The 17581-nt window shown below is 42.0% G+C and carries 16 protein-coding genes; 7 read left to right on the top strand and 9 right to left on the bottom strand.

Annotated features, from left to right (window positions below):
- Positions 1 to 35: 35 nt before the first annotated feature.
- On the bottom strand, positions 36 to 494 hold the full coding sequence (locus ACT3ID_RS15145) for a methyltransferase family protein (protein ID WP_491542894.1): 459 nt from the start codon (positions 492 to 494) through the stop codon (positions 36 to 38).
- Positions 495 to 734: 240 nt separating this feature from the next.
- Between ACT3ID_RS15145 and ACT3ID_RS15140 the strand changes: the two genes are divergently transcribed.
- Positions 735 to 1346 (top strand): class I SAM-dependent methyltransferase, encoded by a 612-nt coding sequence (locus ACT3ID_RS15140; protein WP_491542893.1) that lies wholly within the window; start codon positions 735 to 737, stop codon positions 1344 to 1346.
- Positions 1347 to 1593: 247 nt separating this feature from the next.
- Here ACT3ID_RS15140 and ACT3ID_RS15135 read toward each other — a convergent pair whose 3' ends face one another.
- The 6 genes from ACT3ID_RS15135 to ACT3ID_RS15110 all read right to left on the bottom strand — a co-directional run bounded on the left by ACT3ID_RS15135 (position 1594) and on the right by ACT3ID_RS15110 (position 7676).
- Positions 1594 to 2013 carry a rhodanese-like domain-containing protein gene (locus tag ACT3ID_RS15135; protein WP_491542892.1) on the bottom strand — a complete coding sequence of 140 codons (420 nt, stop codon included), beginning with the start codon at positions 2011 to 2013 and terminating at the stop codon, positions 1594 to 1596.
- Positions 2014 to 2018: 5 nt separating this feature from the next.
- A complete protein-coding gene (locus tag ACT3ID_RS15130; protein ID WP_491542891.1) occupies positions 2019 to 3263 on the bottom strand; it encodes an MFS transporter in 1245 nt (414 codons plus the stop codon).
- A 7-nt stretch (positions 3264 to 3270) separates the two neighbouring features.
- On the bottom strand, positions 3271 to 5010 hold the full coding sequence (locus ACT3ID_RS15125; protein ID WP_491542890.1) for a SulP family inorganic anion transporter: 1740 nt from the start codon (positions 5008 to 5010) through the stop codon (positions 3271 to 3273).
- Positions 5011 to 5102: 92 nt separating this feature from the next.
- Complete coding sequence (locus ACT3ID_RS15120; RefSeq protein WP_491542889.1) at positions 5103 to 6518, bottom strand: rhodanese-like domain-containing protein; 1416 nt, start codon at positions 6516 to 6518, stop codon at positions 5103 to 5105.
- Between the two features lie 37 nt (positions 6519 to 6555).
- Entirely contained in the window at positions 6556 to 6981 is a 426-nt protein-coding gene (locus ACT3ID_RS15115) for a DUF6691 family protein (protein WP_491542888.1), read from the bottom strand.
- Positions 6982 to 7115: 134 nt separating this feature from the next.
- Complete coding sequence (locus tag ACT3ID_RS15110; RefSeq protein WP_491542887.1) at positions 7116 to 7676, bottom strand: YeeE/YedE family protein; 561 nt, start codon at positions 7674 to 7676, stop codon at positions 7116 to 7118.
- A gap of 274 nt (positions 7677 to 7950) precedes the next feature.
- On the opposite strand from ACT3ID_RS15110, the gene ACT3ID_RS15105 reads away from it, so the two are divergent.
- The 5 genes from ACT3ID_RS15105 to ACT3ID_RS15085 all read left to right on the top strand — a co-directional run bounded on the left by ACT3ID_RS15105 (position 7951) and on the right by ACT3ID_RS15085 (position 14787).
- Positions 7951 to 8754 carry a GntR family transcriptional regulator gene (locus ACT3ID_RS15105; protein ID WP_491542886.1) on the top strand — a complete coding sequence of 268 codons (804 nt, stop codon included), beginning with the start codon at positions 7951 to 7953 and terminating at the stop codon, positions 8752 to 8754.
- A gap of 132 nt (positions 8755 to 8886) precedes the next feature.
- Positions 8887 to 11334 (top strand): PAS domain-containing sensor histidine kinase, encoded by a 2448-nt coding sequence (locus ACT3ID_RS15100; RefSeq protein ID WP_491542885.1) that lies wholly within the window; start codon positions 8887 to 8889, stop codon positions 11332 to 11334.
- Complete coding sequence (locus tag ACT3ID_RS15095) at positions 11334 to 11987, top strand: response regulator transcription factor (protein WP_491542884.1); 654 nt, start codon at positions 11334 to 11336, stop codon at positions 11985 to 11987. Before ACT3ID_RS15100 ends, ACT3ID_RS15095 begins: the two co-directional genes overlap by 1 nt.
- Positions 11988 to 12160: 173 nt before the next feature.
- Positions 12161 to 12511 carry a response regulator gene (locus tag ACT3ID_RS15090; protein ID WP_491542883.1) on the top strand — a complete coding sequence of 117 codons (351 nt, stop codon included), beginning with the start codon at positions 12161 to 12163 and terminating at the stop codon, positions 12509 to 12511.
- A gap of 125 nt (positions 12512 to 12636) precedes the next feature.
- Positions 12637 to 14787, top strand: a complete 2151-nt coding sequence (locus ACT3ID_RS15085; RefSeq protein ID WP_491542882.1) for a PAS domain S-box protein — start codon at positions 12637 to 12639, stop codon at positions 14785 to 14787.
- An 89-nt stretch (positions 14788 to 14876) separates the two neighbouring features.
- Here the strand turns inward: ACT3ID_RS15085 and ACT3ID_RS15080 are convergent, their stop codons facing one another.
- Both ACT3ID_RS15080 and ACT3ID_RS15075 read right to left on the bottom strand, forming a co-directional pair.
- Positions 14877 to 15287, bottom strand: a complete 411-nt coding sequence (locus ACT3ID_RS15080) for a type II toxin-antitoxin system VapC family toxin (RefSeq protein WP_491542881.1) — start codon at positions 15285 to 15287, stop codon at positions 14877 to 14879.
- Positions 15280 to 15543: a DUF6364 family protein gene (locus ACT3ID_RS15075; protein WP_491542880.1), complete on the bottom strand. Its 264-nt coding sequence runs from the start codon at positions 15541 to 15543 to the stop codon at positions 15280 to 15282. The genes ACT3ID_RS15080 and ACT3ID_RS15075 overlap by 8 nt, the downstream gene beginning before the upstream one ends.
- 148 nt (positions 15544 to 15691) lie before the next feature.
- On the opposite strand from ACT3ID_RS15075, the gene ACT3ID_RS15070 reads away from it, so the two are divergent.
- Positions 15692 to 17566 carry a glycerophosphodiester phosphodiesterase family protein gene (locus tag ACT3ID_RS15070; protein ID WP_491542879.1) on the top strand — a complete coding sequence of 625 codons (1875 nt, stop codon included), beginning with the start codon at positions 15692 to 15694 and terminating at the stop codon, positions 17564 to 17566.
- Positions 17567 to 17581: the final 15 nt, after the last annotated feature.

Raw genomic sequence — 17581 nt, 5'->3', positions numbered from 1 at the left:
AATCTATAAATCTCTGCGTAACTCTGCGGTTATCCCTACAACCACCGGCGGACTTCGGATTTGTACCGCAGGTATTCATCTCCGAATTTTTGTTCCATAATCTCTTCTTCGGGAATAATCTGATAGCGGTTCATATATTCAACGAAAAGCGGAAGCAACAGAAATGTCAACAGGTTGGCAAGGTAGAATGCATACCCGGCCAGAATAAACAGCAGTCCCAAATACATGGGATTACGGGAAATACTGTAAATGCCGTCTGTCACCAATTTGCTGGTTTTATCCGGTTTATGCGGATCAATAGATGTCGAGCTTCGATAAAACTGAATTAATCCTGTCAACCCAAGAATACCTCCAATTCCCAGAAAAAGGATCTCTACTCTTAAAACAGAATCAAAAGTAGCCCATTCATAAGAAATATTTTCAGCTATCCACCACATTGCAGCAGCAATGACAAATGTGACGATAGCCGGTGGAATTTTGAGCTTCAAATTCATGAAAATTAATTAATGTGACGAATTGAGTATGAAGGGTTATATACGATCCGAAATACTTCCCGCAGATGACTGGGATTACGGAGATCGCCCTTATCGAATATGCATAATACTTTCCGAGAAGGGATTATTAGATCTGCGTTATCTGTGCTATCTGCGGGTATTAACATATTAATTTAATAACTTTAAGCAGGAATAAAATTAGCGCTCAAATTACTTCTTAAAAAGAAAAATGGATGAGCTATGCGAACAGCACAAGAAGCCAAACAGTTCTGGGATGACCGCTATTCGAGCGGAAATTATATTTATGGTACCCGACCAAATCTTTATTTCAAAGAACAACTGGATAAATTAGAACCGGGCAAACTGCTGTTGCCGGCCGAAGGTGAGGGACGCAATGCAATTTATGCTGCGCGAGAAGGCTGGTCGGTCGATGCTTTTGACATCAGTGAAAAGGGACGAAAGAAAGCGCAGGAGCTGGCTAAGCGAAATCATGTATCGCTAAATTATTATCTGAGCGACTATGAGAACTTTGAGGTCAAAGAAGATTTTTATGAGGCTATTGCTCTGGTTTATGCACAGCTGCATTCATCAAAACGGCGCAATATCCACAAAAAGTTGATCAATGGGTTAAAATCAGGTGGCTATATCATTTTGGAAGCTTTTACGAAGGACCAAATTGAAAATGATTCCGGCGGTCCTAAGGATCCTGAAATGCTTTATAGTTTGGATCTGCTTCAGGATTTCAACGAACTAGAGGTGTTGGAAGCTGATGCTACGGAAATCAATTTGCATGAAGGGGAACATCATACAGGGACAGCTAATGTTGTTAGGTTACTGGCTCGAAAGCCTTAACAGTAATTAAGTGAGAGTTATTTATCATTCCCCAGCAGGCTTTCCGCCAGTAAAGTATTTTGGCTACCGGATTCCAGGATTTAAAAATGGGGTTTTGAGTCCCGAAAACTTTCGGGATATCACCGGTACACAATCTACAAACGTCATCCTTTGGCTTCAGCACACAATTCAAGGCCGGTTTATAAATCTAAACCAAGCTGATGGAAAAGGAAATAATGTTTGATCGTGTCGGCGCTTTGTTACTATTTTATTTTTCGCTTTCCGCGCCGGCATTAACCAGATCCTGATAACCGCCGATGTTATAGACATTTTCAAAGCCGTTTTTAACCATCAGCCCGGCCGCCTGTCCGCTTCTATTACCTGATCGGCAATAGAGATAATAGGTTTTATCTTTATCCAGTGAATCCAGGGAAGCTTCAAAATCTCCGTTCAGCAGATTCAGATGACGATCTGCCTCTGCCAGATGTCCTTCGTCATATTCTTCCTGCGTGCGCACGTCTATGATAACTCCGGGACGCTCTGTTTTTTGCTGCTGAAAGTCAGCGGCTTTAATATTCTGTACTGCTATATCCATTTTTTTCGTCTTGCTGTCGTTCGTTGATAGTAAATTAAAAAGTATGAACGCGGTAATCACCACAAGGGCAATTATAATTGCTGTCTTATCCATGTTACTTAAACTTTTGTTTTTACTTGTTGATAATATTCTTTCGGCCGATCCAATTTATTCATCCGTATAAAAACATAAAGAGTTGATATCAGCGTTAACACACCTACAAACAAAATTGCGCTCGTTAAATTCAGATAATCTGCTATAATACCGGCCAGTAACGCTCCAAAAGCATATCCTAAATCACGCCAGAGTCGAAAAGCACCTACACTTTCGGCCCGGTCATGCGGATGCACCAGGTCGGCTACGGAGGCCAAAAATGTCGGATACACCATCGCAGTGCCTAATCCAAGAAAAGCGGAAGCAATGACAAATGCGTAAAATTGATTTAGCATGGGAAATACCAGTAAGCTTATTGACTGCAACAGCATCCCCGCAACAATCATCTGCTTGCGACCGGTATAATCTGACAGTTTGCCTGTACCAATTTGGAAGATTCCCCAAAATGCAGGATACACTCCTGTAACTATGCCCACCTGGTATAAATCGAGTCCCGCAGCGGTTAAAAAAAGCGGGAATGCTCCCCACGCCAAACCATCGGTAAGGTTCGTTGTCAATCCTGCCTGCGTAACCGCAAAAAGATTCGTGTCTTTCCAGGAGGTTTTCCAGAAAAGACTTTCGCTGCTTTTCTGCTGATCACTAGCACCTGCTTCCTGCTTAACCCAGGGAGCAGTATCTTTGACAAAAAATACCGACAGTATCAATCCTACGGCTGCCATTCCGATCCCAATATAGAAGGGATAGGGACGTAATCCGTATTCGCTGGCAATCCATCCGGTAAAAAATGCCACAACTGCCACTGCTACATAACCGGCAAATTCATTGAGCCCCATGGCAAGACCGCGATCTTTTTCACCGGCGATATCAATCTTCATGATAACAGTGGTTGACCATGCCAGTCCCTGGTTAATGCCGAGCAGGATATTGGCATATACAATAGCATTCCAGCTGTCGGCCATCATCAAAATAAATGGGACCGGAAGCGCAAAAAGCCAACCGAGGACCAGCATTTTCTTGCGGCCGTACTGCTGGGCAAAACGTCCGGCAAAATAGTTGGCCAATGCTTTTGTAATTCCGAACACAATAATAAAAGAGAAAATAGCAGCCCGGGCAGCGATACCGAACTCCGTCTCGGCGATGTCAGGCAGAATCGTTCGCTCGAGTCCTACCATCCCGCCCACAAAAGCATTTATGAGCACCAACAGCGAAAACTGCTTCCAATTGGCCTTGAGTCCGAGTGCATTATTCATAATAAAACTAACTGTTGGTTTGCAGGGGTGAATACTCGTACTCTTCTGTAATATTACTATCAGACTCCGAATAAAACGTTGACAGGGCATCATCGACATCAAAGAAAAAGTTGTGCTTGCCCATCTCACTTACAATTTCACATTTTTTCAACTTGTCGCGAACGGGACCGATTGCACCGGCAATAAATAACTTGATATCTTTTTCACGCAAGTCTCCAATCAGATCCCGAAGTGCATGGATGCCGGTTGAGTCTATATCATGAATGGATGACGCGTCAAGGATCAACAACTCAAGCTTGCTATCACGAGAAGTAATCAGATCATCAAGCGTATCACGGAAATGCGTTACATTGGCGAAGTACAGCTGGGAGTCAAACCGATAGATAAGCACCTTTTCGTTGGTCTTGGCCTCCGGGTATCTTTTTATGTTGCGGAAGTTCTTGGTTTTACCGAGCCGACCCAATTCTGTACTGTGAGGCTTCGCTGAACTGTAAATAACAACTACCAGCGATAGAACCACACCCACTAGTATTCCTTCTTCGATACCAAGTGCCAGGGTAGCAATAAAAGTAGTTGCCAGCATCGCCAGATCTTTGCGATCTGTTTGCCAGAGATATTTCATCTCTTCGACGTCAAACAACCCGGCTACGGCCACAATAATAATAGAAGCCAGCACGGCCATCGGCAGATAATAGAACAAAGGTGTCAACAACAACACGGTAAGAGCAATAATAACCGCGCTGATGATCGACGCCATGCCTGTCTGTGCTCCGGCCTGATCATTAACTGCTGTACGTGAAAACCCACCGGTTGTCGGGTATGACTGGAATAAAGCACCGCCGATATTCGCAATCCCAAGCCCTACCAGCTCCTGGTTGGGATCCACTTTATAGTTGTGTTTATTGGCAATAGCCTTGGCTACGGCTATCGATTCCATGTATCCTACCAATGAAATAACCAGAATTGTGGGCAACAGCTGTTGAAAGTCACTGATACTTAATGAGATCATCTCGAACGATGGAAGTCCTTGAGGGATATCACCTACAATCGCTACCCCCTGCTGATTTAATCCAAAAGCTGCGGTAACCACAGTCCCAAGTACTACAACAACAAGAGCAGACGGGAATGTTGGCTTCCATTTTCGGATCAGGACAATCAGTACAATTGAACCGATACCGATTGCAGCGGTATAGGGATCGATACTGGCTGCTTTTTCAAAGACTCCCATTATAATTTCGTGCACGTAGTTGGTTCGCGGTAAATCGATCCCCAACAGATTCTTAAACTGACTGGCTCCAATAATTAATGCCGCGGCTGAGGTGAACCCACTTAAAACTGGGTGTGACAAAAAGTTGACCAAGAATCCCATTCGAAACAATCCCATCAAGAGCTGGAAAACACCCACGCCCATGGCGGTCATTATGGCCAGCTGTATGAACCGGTCGCTGCCGACTTCGGCAATTTCTCCCACTCCTGCCACCACCAGCAGCGAAACCATTGCTACAGGTCCTACGGCCAATTGGCGGGAAGTGCCAAAAAAGGCGTATAAAATCAAAGGTACGATGGAAGCATATAACCCATAGATGGGTGGGAGTCCGGCCAGTACGGCGTACGCCATCCCTTGGGGAATCAGCATGATACCAACGGTAAGACCAGCGTTAAAATCGCCTTTAAAATGCTTGGCTGAATAGTCCTTAATCCAGCCGAGCAGCGGAATAAACTGTGATAATTTTGATAAAAAACTCATAGTACTGCTATTCTTTCAATAATTGGGAGTTTTATATGTGGCTCCCAACTGATAAAAATCCGCCGGATGGTCTCTCATCCGACGGAAACTTGCTAAACTACTTCGGCTTTCTGCTTATAGTTTTCAAACTCATCGTCAATCATTACTACCTTACGCCCGTGTTTGGCCAGGTATGCTGCAGCCACCGAAGAGCGTCCGCCCGACTGACAATGAACCAGTAGAGTTTTGTCTTTGGGAATTTTATCCAGATTCTCTGACAGGCGGGTATGCGCATAGTTCAAGGCTCCTTCTACATGACCTTCTTGGTATTCAGAGGCCTTGCGCACATCCAGCACTTTGTACTGCGGATCATCTTTTTTCTCACTCACTGTCTCGAATGTTTCCAGATCAATCTTTCGGAGGTCACCGCCCTGATCGGCATACATCTCCAGATCGGCGGGCGTAACGAATCCGGCGATATTATCGAGTCCGATGCGAATCAGATCAATCACCGCCTCCCGGACTCTATGTGCTTCCACCACCAAATAGATAGTTTCCTCTTCGGTGATATATGAGCCGGCTACAGTGTTAAATGACTTATTGAGCGTTGCCAGCAGTGATCCTGGTATATGTCCATTAGCAAATGCTTCGCGAGACCGGGTATCCAACAGCGTGCCTTTATCTTCTGATATAATTTTGTTGAGCTGTCCAAGTGTTAACCGGTTTGGCTGTGGAATACCATTGAGTAACTTCGGACCCATTTTATTGTCTCGCTTCATACGAGCAAAATACATCGGCGGCTCGGGTTGTCCTTCCAAAATAAAATCGACAAAGTTGTCTTCGGAGGTAGCCGACTTCAGCGAATTATTATAACGTAACTCATAGCCGACCGTACTTTCAGGAACCGCACCCAGTGCTTTACCACAGGCACTTCCTGCCCCATGTCCCGGCCATACCTGTAAATATTCCGGCACATCTTTGAACTCTTTTACCGACTTGTATAGAGTCCGCGCCGAGGGCTCCATAACATCCTTTTGTCCGGCAGCAGATTCCAGCAGATCGGGACGTCCGACATCACCGACAAAGATGAAATCCCCGGTAGCAACACCCAGCGGTTCATCAGCCGCGGCACCATCTGTTATAAAATAGCTTAGATGCTCGGGCGTATGTCCCGGTGTATGCCAAGCCTTAAAGGAAATATTACCGATACTAAAGGTATCACCGTCTTTGAGCAGTTTGTAATCGTAATCACTATCCAATAACCATTCATACTTCCAGTCTTCATCTCCTTCGTCGGACGCGTACACTTTTACGCCCCGTTCGGCAAATTCGCGCAGTCCGGAAATATAGTCGGCATGAATGTGTGTATCCGCAGCAGCAACTATGGTCAGATTTTCTTTAGCTGCTGCCTCGATATATTGATCGATATCGCGCATGGGATCTATTACCACGGCTGTACCGTTGGCTTGACATCCGACCAGATATGCATACTGTGCCAGTTTTTCGTCAAAGAGTTGTTTGAAATACATAGTGTTATTCTTTTAGGTTAGTAAATATTCTTTCTCATTAGTGAGGTAAATTCGGTCGTAACCATCCATACACATAGGTCCCGACAACAGCTGCGGCAATAGGTACAACCATAACCGTTAAGCCGCTGCCCAACAGGGCAAACATCGGTCCCGGACACGCACCAAGCAGAGCCCATCCCAATCCAAATATACTGCCTCCTACAATATAGCGTGTAACCTGGGAAGAATCCTTGGGTGGTATTGAAATGGGGTTTCCTTTTGCATCCTTCATATTATTACGTTTGATCAGCTGTACGGAGATGACTCCTACTATTACAGCCAGTCCAATTATGCCATACATATGGATGGAATCGAAGCGAAACATCTCCTGTATTCGAAACCAGGAAACGACTTCTGATTTGACTAATATAAAGCCAAACCCTGTGCCTATTAATAAATATTTGAGGTATTCAGTAAATTTCATAGTTGGTGTTTTATTTTATTGTCCTGTCAGCAGTTCAAATGCTTGACAGCGTTTGCATTTTAAATTTTTATTTTCACCAAATGTGTGAGGATTTTCGGCAGATAAATGCAAAAAAAACTCTTACATGTTATTGATTATAAAATCAGTGGATAAATGAAATGGGTCATCAGCAGCCCGCCGATAAAAAAGCCGATTACAGCCAAGAGTGACGCCAGCTGCAGGTCGGATAAACCCGAAATAGCATGGCCGGAAGTACATCCGCCGGCATAGCGGGCACCGAAGCCAACCAGGAAACCGCCCAGAGCTAATACGATAAGCCCTGTAGCTGTAGCAAGCGATTCCCAGGCAAACAGATCAGCGGGCACCAATCCGTCGAAATCCTGGATCCCCATCGCCTGCAACTCGGCAATAGTCGATGACGCCAAATTTATCGGCTCGGGATTAGCAAAAATATATCCACCCAGGAAACCGCCAATAACGGTTCCCAACATAAATGTCAGGTTCCATCTCCCGGCTGATTTCCAGTCATAATTAAAAAACTCTACATTGCCGAAATTACAAGCCGCGCAGGTGTGACGAAGATTAGCAGAAACACCAAACATCTTGCCTCCCAGCAATAAGAGTATGGGGACTGTTAAACCAATAATAGGTCCGGCCACATACCACGGCCACGGCTCATATAACAGATCAATCATAATTTCATTCATCATTTAAGTTGATAACTCATTCAGCTTTTAAAATCTGTGAATAAGGTAATAGATAAATTTAAACTTGTCAATACAAGTACATACAACAAATCTAATTTATTCCTTATCATGGTAATAGGTATAATTTGTTAGCCTTTAAAAACTCCAAAAGCGGTAAAAAGTTTTATTATCTTCAAATCCATTAGGAATTCAACTTGTAATTACATGTAATATACTATACCTTTCAACCAACAACAAAGGAAGTTAAGTAAGATAAATAGCCATGTTAAAAGAAGGAACTCCGCGTCACAAACAGATTTCGCAGTGGTTGCGCGATCAGATTGAAAACAACAATTTTAAAAAGGATGAGAAATTGCCTTCGGAAAATGAATTATGTAAAAAGTTTGATGTGAGTCGTGTAACGGTTCGAAAAGCATTGCAAACGCTGGAAAACGAGGGGCTGATTTATCGATCACAGGGACTCGGGTCATTTGTTTGTGACGATCGGGCCAGCCAGTCCTTTATATACCTCACTGATTTTGATGAGGATATGCGACACGCCGGACTCGCGCCCTCTTCCAAAGTTCTGCAGCTTAGTACCGTTACAGCCAGCGATCAAATTGCTGGCCTGTTAAATATTGATGCGGAAAGCACTGTTGTTCGCCTGGATCGCCTGCGGCTTGGGGATGATCAACCAATCGCTTTTGACATCACCTGGCTGCCAATGTTTTACGGTCAGCTTATCGAGGGTTACGACCTTCAGGACGAAACTATTTATAATATCCTCGAAGAGGATTTTGACATCCCTGTTGAAAAAGGATACTTCCGGATTGAAGCTGAAAATGCGCCTGATAATGTGGCCCAGTCTCTGAAAGTAGACCCCGGCACTGCCCTGCTGCTCATAGATCGTTTATCGCTCACAGTTGGCGAAAAACCTATTTACTATCAAAAGCGATACTACCGCAGTGATCGCATTGTTTATGAGCTTATGGCCGAACGAGATGTTGATACTCCAAATACAAAAGGCAATATGCCACTGCGTGAATTTTCTCCAACATTGAAGGATAAGAATAGTAACACCGGCTGATTGGAATCGCCATATCAACCTTTGAAAATCCATTATCCCCTCTTATACCTTCCCAGACGTTTCCCTTTGGTTAGAAAATTTTAACATATTGGTTATATCATAGATTTCTCCACAGAGACAGAGGGAATACAAGTGTCAGATCATTCAAAAGTCTTCACCTTTACAGCACTTAGAATAACATTGATTTATGTTATTGTAGCAGGATTGTGGATTACTCTTAGTGATTATCTTTTGGATTCTTTTGTCTCCGATCCTAGTTATTTTGCAGTGCTCCAGACCTACAAAGGTTGGTTTTATGTATTGATCACCGGCTTTGGATTGTTTTATCTGATTAAAAAGCATGACAACCAGCTTACGACCAAACAAGCAGAACAGAAAGAGACTGAACAGAAGCTTAGAAAAAGACAAGAACGATTACTGCGTTCTCAACAAATAGGCAATATAGGTGACTGGGAACTTGATATTTCGTCCGGAGAAATTACATGGTCCCAAACATTATTTGAAATTTTTGAACGTGATCCTGAATTAGGTCCCCCCTCTTTCGAAAAACTCCAATCCGACCACTATTATAAGGGCACCAGCGCTAAACATAATAAGGCGATCAATAAAGCTATTGAGCAAGGGAAATCTTTTGACATTGATTTAGAGTTACAAACTGACAAGGGAAATCATAAATATATAAGAGCGATCGGTATTCCTTCTACGGAAGAGAGGCAAAGTAAACTATTAGGCATTGTTCAGGATGTAACCGATCAAGTAAAATTCCAAAATGAGCTAAAGCAAAGAAATACCTTTATAGAAACAGCTCTGGAAAATCTGCCTATCGGTGTAGCCGTTAACACCATTGATGAGGGCAAACTAACCTTGATGAATAAAAGATTCACCGAAATTTACGGATGGCCCAAAGAGGTTCTGAATAATATCGACAGCTTTTTTGAAAAAGTGTTTCCCGATGAGCGTTACCGGGAGATTGTCAAAAACAGGTTCCTCGAAGATATTGGCAGCGGTAATCCTGATCAAATGCAATGGGATGGACTAACCATTACTACACCGGAAGGGGAACAGAAAATTGTTGATATAAAAAATATACCGCTGTATGAACAAAATCTTATGCTTACGACGGTATTGGATGTCACTGACCTTAAACAAACAGAAGAAGAGCTGCGAAAAGAAAAGCAGCGGTTCGAGCTTGTTGCAAATACTACCACTGATGTTATCTGGGAATTTGATCCGATCAACGAAAAATTATGGTGGAGCGAAGGTTTCGAAAAATTATTCGGATACGAAAGAGTGTCTATTAGCAATGATCTTTCTTCATGGATAGAGCATATTCATCCTGCCGATAAAAAAGAAGCTACTGAGAGTTTCAATGAAGTGTTGAAGAGTGATGATGAATACTGGCAACATGAGTACCGGTTTCTTCGGGCAGATGGATCTACTGCCTACATCATCGATCGCGGTAAAATAATAAGAAATGAAATGGGTAAGGCACAACGAGTGGTAGGGACGCTGAATGACATCACCAAGCAAAAGCAGGCAGAACAAAAACTGCGTGAATCGGAAGAGAAATACCGCCACATTTTTGAAGACAACCCGGAACCGATGTGGATCTATAATCCTGATACACTGGAATTTGTGGAAGTAAATAAAGCGGCCGTTAACCATTACGGTTATTCTGAAAGTGAACTTTTGGATATGACGCTAACGGAAATTCGCCCGCCCGAGGATGTCGAGAAGTTAAAAAAGGATGTAGAAAAACATCGCAGTAAAAAAACATATAGTGGAGAGTGGAGACATCTTAAGAAAAATGGAACATTAATCCATGTGGAAATAACTGCTGCCAATATCCAATACAAAGAAAATACTTTTCGATTGGCGCTGGTACATGATATAACTGAACAGAAACTTTTGCAGGAAAAAGTCATCCAGTCGGTTATTGAAGGTGAAGATCGCGAGCGTAAACGCATCGCGCACGAATTGCATGACGGGCTCGTTCAATATTTGGTAGCCGCCAACATGAATTTTCAGTCGATAAAAAAAGATATCAATACGCTCTCCGATAAACGCCAAAAGCAATTTAATACCGGTTTATCTTTTCTTAAGACCGGACTGCAAGAATCGCGGGGCATTGCACATAATTTGATGCCGAAAGCCATCGCCGACTATGGACTTATCGCTGCCCTGGAAAATTTAATTCGGGATTTGGAATCCAGCACCGAGATCACCTTCCGTTTTGATCACAACTGCCAAAATTTACAGCTTAAAAATCAAGCTGAGATAAACATCTATCGCATTTTTCAGGAATTACTCTCCAATGCTGTAAAACATGGGGAATGCTCAACTCTCAAAACAGAGTTGCAACTCAAAGGAGATAAACTTAAAATACTAATTGCAGACGATGGCAAAGGCGTCAAAATGCATGAACTGCAAGAAAATAGAGGAATTGGTATCCGCAGTGTAAAAACGAGAGTAGATAGTTTAAAGGGATCAATAAACTTTAAATCTGAAAGGGGATCTGGCATGAAAATATCAATTACTATTCCGGAAATTAATAATTTGCTTACAAATGAAGGGGCCTGATGGCTGGTGTTAATATCTTATTGGCTGACGATCATACGATTGTTCGGGACGGCATCAAAACACTGCTCGAAGATGAAGTTGGCTTTAATATTGTAGCCGAGGCCCAAGGTGGCGCTGAAGCAGTAGAAGCCTGTAAAAACAATGATGTGGATATCATTATTATGGATATCAACATGCACAAAACAAATGGCATCAAAGCCACCGAGCAGATAAAAGAGGAACATTCCGATATCAAGGTCCTTGCTCTTACTATGCTGGATGAAGATCAGCATATCCGTGAAATGATCGAAGCCGGGGCTTCGGGCTATATCCTGAAAAGTTCTGACAGAGATGAGCTTCTCGAAGCTATCACAACCATTCTGGAAGGGCAACATTATTTCAGCAAAGAAGCCACACAAAGTGTGATGAGGGATCTTGTTAAGGGAGAATCCAAAGATTCCACTTCAGATCCCGCCCAACTTACCGACCGTGAAAAGGAAATACTCGAATATATTGTTAAACAATATACCAATCAGCAGATTGCCGACGAGCTCTATATTAGTATACGAACCGTTGACGCCCACCGCCGCAATCTTTTGCAAAAAACCGGTGCCAAGAATACAGCCGGCCTAGTAACGTATGCGATTAAACACAATTTGGTAGAAATTGAATAAGCTTCTACTCTTTCTAATCTCTACGCTTTTGTACCTACCCAAATAAATAGGTCTTTCCTTCCATATCCCTAGTCCTGCTAAAGCCCTACGTTAAAAGAAACAATAACTGAAAAAGAGTAATGAACATTTTATTCGTTGGCCGGGAATCTGTTATAACTGAAACTATATATCAAATGCTATCATCTACTGATGGATGGGAAATACTTATTGAATCATCATGGAAAATTTCAAAAACACAAATAGACGGTGAGAGCCAGAAAGAATCGCTGTACGATATTATAGTTGCCAATTTAGCGGATTTTTCTGATCCGCCTTTGGAAATTATTAAACATTTGGTTTCACAATTTTCTGCGCTCCCCCTGTTGGTTTTAAATTCCTATCAACGCCGTTTTTTGATTGACCCGCTGCTTAAAGCTGGAGCGTCGGGATACACACAAATTGGAGTTTCGGAAAACAAACTGCTCAACGCCGTTAGCAAAGTAGCTAAAGGCCAACAGTGTATCATTACAGAAAACACCTATTAATCTCTAAGTCTTTCTATCAAGTTAAAATTTAAGCTTTTCACGTGTTACATAAGAGCTGATAATTGTTGATTATTTCCTTTCTTCAGAAAACAAACTACCAAATCAACAACGTCATCACATCTAAATTGAATTCCGAATTACTTGACAGCCTGTTAGCTCAAATTGCTATCATCAATAAAAATGGTGTCATTATTGAGACCAATAAAGCTTGGGAATCATTCAACACAAAAAGTGCTGCAATAAAACGCTCTGATATTGGCACTAACTATTTTGAAGTTCTTCAGCAAGCTATAGAACTGGGTAATGACTATGCCCTGAAATTTCTTTTGGGTATGAAAAAAGTATTGCAGGGCACCACGGATTCCTATACCCTTACGTACCCTCTGCAAACCCAAAGCAATACGTTCTGGTTTTCCTTAACGCTCCGACCATGCAATGCCGAAAATACCCGGTTTATCATGATCCATGAAGATGTTACTGTCTCCATCCAATCAAAAAATAAACTGCGCGAAACCCAGAATCGCTATCAGATACAATTTGAGCAAAGTCTCAACGGCATTCTCATTACTAACGGCGAAGGAAAAATTATCGATGCAAATCCTGCAGCAAGTAACATTCTCGGCTGGAGCCGCCGGAAACTAATTGGTCGTTCTGCTAACGAATTAGTAGACACCGATGACCCTGCTTATGAAGAAGCCCTGCAAAAAAGAAATAAAACCGGCAGCTTTGAAATCGAGACAAACTTTATTCACCGGGATCATTCACTAATCCCTGCTGAAGTTTCGTCACGGACCTATCGTAACAAACAGGGAAACTTGCGAGCCATTACAACCTTTCGCGATATCAGTCAGCGCAAGAAGATTGAACAGGACCTTATTAAGAACAAACAGTTCACCGAATCGGCACTGAATAGTAATCCGGGGATCTTTTTTGTACTTAACCAAGAGGGTAAACTAATTCCCTGGAGCAACAGTTATGTATCTATCCTGGGTTATACTTCCGAAGAATTATCAGGGAAAAGTGCAGACGACTTAGTGATTGATAAACACAAGTCTATGGTAAAATCGAAAATAGAAAAATGTATAGAAGAAGGAGAATTGTCACTGGAAGCAAAGATCCTTACTAAAGAAGGAGAAATCCGCGATTACCAGATCCAGGCTAATCGATTTGAACAAGATGGTGAAATCTTTGTAGTAGGATCAGGTATAGACATCACAGAACAAAAACAGGCTGAACTGGAGAATCGAAAAACTCAGCTTATGCTTGAGCAGCTCTTTGAAAACGCCCCAATCGGTATCACCATTTTAGATACTGATAATAACATTACACAAATCAACAAGAGCTTTGAGAATATATTTAATTATACACAAGAAGAAGCTATAGGCAAAAATATCAATGAACTGATAATACCTTCAGGCAAGGAAGATGAAGCCAAATCTGTCACAGAGACCACCCTGCAGGGACAAAATATACAGACCGAAAGTGTTCGTTTAACCAAAAATGGAAAAGAAGTGCCAGTATTGATCGGCGGAGTTCCTATTGAACTCCACGACGAAATTATTGCCATATATGGTATATATGTTGATATCTCGGAACAGGCAGAATATCAGCAGAAAATCGAACAAGCACTTCGTGAGAAAGAAACCTTACTGGCAGAACTTCATCACCGCGTTAAAAATAACCTGGCTCTGATTATCAGTTTGTTGGAGATTCAGCTCTTTGATTCAACAAATTCACAATTGAATCAACAGCTTACCAATGTTAAAAACCGAATTCTGACTATTGCTTCCATACACGAGGTGCTCTACCAGAACGGTAATTTACACGAAATACCGATCAACAATTTTTTTGAAGAATTTATTTCGAACTCGAATATTCAAAACGGGAAGTATTCAAATACAATAAATCTTAATGGTAATCACGAGGATGTCTGCTTGCAGATAGATCAGTCTATACCATGCGGACTTCTTGTTAACGAATTGCTCTCTCTTATTTTTGAATCTGCAAACAAAGATCCTAAAGAGCTTTCGATAAAGCTTCGACAGTATAGCAATCAGGTACATATTATTATTGAGGGAAAAAACATTGTTCAAAATTCCAGTAAATTGAGAGAAGAACAATCGCTACACAATATTTTAATTGATCCTCTCTTAAAGCAGCTAAATGGAACTTTGCTCTGGCCCGAAAATAATGATGGGAATCAAAAATTCGAGCTTATCTTTGCTAAAGAGAATAGTAACAGCCCGGCTCGCAATCTGCTTGGGAAAAACAAATAAGTAAAATGGAATGTGAGATGAGAAACGTCAGAGGGATGGCAAAGCAGACGTAAGACGGAAAACGGCAAATGGAACCACCTTTCCTCAGCCTACAACTGATCCAACAATCCATTGGGACTCAAAACCGGCAGATCGGCACTTTTAAAATCATTACCGTCTCGAGTCACGATAGCTTCACAGTCAGCATGCAGGGCAGCTTGATAATGAATAGCGTCTTCAAAATCCGACCAATTAAGTGCCAAGGCATCATCAATTACAGTACCCGTAATATTAGCAATATCAAAAGCTTCATGAACGTAATGAATACCTTTATAGGCTTTTTCCTCTCCTATTTCATTACTCAGTACATAGAACATAGTATCAAAACTATGAGCTACAATCAGACCGGTAAATTGCTTCTCCTCGCACCGCTCAATTATTTCTGTAGATCGCTTTACAAATAGCTTGCGGTTCAGGACGACATCTAAACAGATATTTATGTCTACAAGAATCCTATTCAAGGTCATACTTTTCTTTTAGAGCTTCATAGCGAATTTCATCATAATCGTAGTGTTCCTTTTTTTCTGATTCAGTAATTAGTGTCATCAACTTATATGCAGCACTGCCGGGTTTGGGAGTATATTCATCAGGATCTTCTTGTTGAATAACCAGTTCTTCAAAAAATTGAGAGACACTGATACCCCGCTTCTTAGCGATCTTTTTGGCTCTGCGCTTTATATCTTCTTCTATCGATAAGTTTAACGTTTTCTTGCTCATAATTCTGGTATCTATTAATGCGTATAACCAATACGCTATATGCGCATAAAAAACGAAATCTGATTAACGATAATAATAGTGTAAATCCACTCCTGTCAAAATATTTCGCTCATGTCATTCCTTTGCATGATTGGTTATTATAACAGTCATGAAAAATTCCATTGGCAAAATTTTAGAGTACGCACCGGTTTGGCCGGCCTGGCGAAGAGTAATACATTTATGGAAACCCATGGCCATATGGACGATCCTCATCTGGATACTCATTGCCATTATTCTGGCTCCTGTATCCTCGGCCATTCTGGGATTACAATTCTTTCGGAGAGGCCATCTTGTAATCGGCAATGAAGAACTAATTTCATGGCTGTTTTCGCCCGTAGGAGCAAGCTACATCTTACTTGCCGGCTCGCTTATACTTGCGGGATGGACCCTCCAATTTGCCGGACTATTTCAAATAATAACCGAAGACCTATACGGTCGGGAAATAAACCTCAAAACACTCCTCACACGCATCATCGGCCGCATTCCTCGGCTATTTCGACTCTGCCTGTTCATTGTTGCAGCGGGATTAGTCTCAGCACTACCTCTGGCAGCAGGATTGGGATTAATTTATGAGCTATTCCTTAATACGTATGACATTAACTATTATCTCTCCCAAACGCCTCTCGAATGGCATATAGCTCTTCTTTCAGCAATTATATGGATTTGCATCTGGGGATTGGCACTATGTTACCTGGTTGCAAGATCGCTTTTGGCACTTCCAGTTTACCTGAACGGACACAAATCAATACGAGAGTCTATCTCCTATGCCTGGAAAATAGATAAAGCACTCTCCAAACAATATCTGCAAACTATTACGATTATCATCGTTTTCTGGATTTTTCTCAGGATAACGGCCGATACTCTTATCTTTTTTATCTCGGCTGAGTTTGTCAGCTGGATCGATTACCAATTTCAAAGCCTGCGACTAATTGCTTTAGCATCGGCAGTGTATATTGCCGGTACGTTTATCATTGATGCAATTATCACCTTTCTGGGCTTTTCGCATATCTCCGCAATGATCACCCGATTATTTTACAAGGATCTTGAGGTATCAAAAAAAGCACCGCCCTCTCAGATCAAATTCAAAAAAATTACTGCTTATGCTAAAAGCATCCTACGCCCTGTAAATTTTTTAAGCCTGATTGCTTTTATGTTCGTTGCCAGCATGCTGGTAAGCGGCTATATGATTGAACAGGTCCCTCATTCTAATCCTTCTACAGAAATAAGAATTGCAGCACATCGCGCCGGTCCGCCTCCCGCCCCTGAAAACACGCTGCAGGCCCTCGACAGTACGCTGAAAACCGGTGCTGACTTTGCCGAAATTGATGTCCAGCTAACCCGCGACAGTATAATTATAGTGACTCACGACCTGGATCTTATGCGAAAGGCAGGCAGCTCGATTCGTATAGCAAATACCAGCTACAAACAAATCCAGGAGATACTAGTAGCTGAACACGGAACAAATCCGCAGATCCCAAAAACCATAAATACTCTGACTGAGTTTTTAGACGCTACTCGCGGACGCATTGAATTACTGGTTGAACTTAAACAATCCGGTGAAGCATTGACACAGCACGTTGTTTCTGAAATTAAAGAAAAGGAAATGGAAAACGAGGTGGTGTTAATGTCGATGAATGCAGAACATGTGGCCCGGATTCGCGGTGCTGCCCCCAAAGTTGCTGTGGGATATGTATCAGCTTATGCCCTGGGCAATCTTACGCAACTTCCGGTTGAATTACTGGCATTAAATTATCGAGTGGTAAATAAAAACTTGTTGTCTGCTGCCAAACAGCAAAACATGAAGGTTTATGCCTGGACTGTAAATAAAACATCTGTAATGGCCGAAATGATCGAAATGGGAATTGATGGTATTATTACAGATCATCCTAAAATTGCAGTTCAAGTGAGAGAAGAAATACAGCAATTAACGACTGCTGAACGATTGGTTTTACGATTTCAAAATTTTGTTCTTAACAGCAAATAAATAGGATTTGACTGG

It is taken from the genome of Fodinibius sp. GM108 (assembly GCF_058386985.1).
The sequence above is the reverse complement of the archived record's forward strand: the minus strand, read 5'-3'. Positions and strand labels throughout refer to the sequence as shown.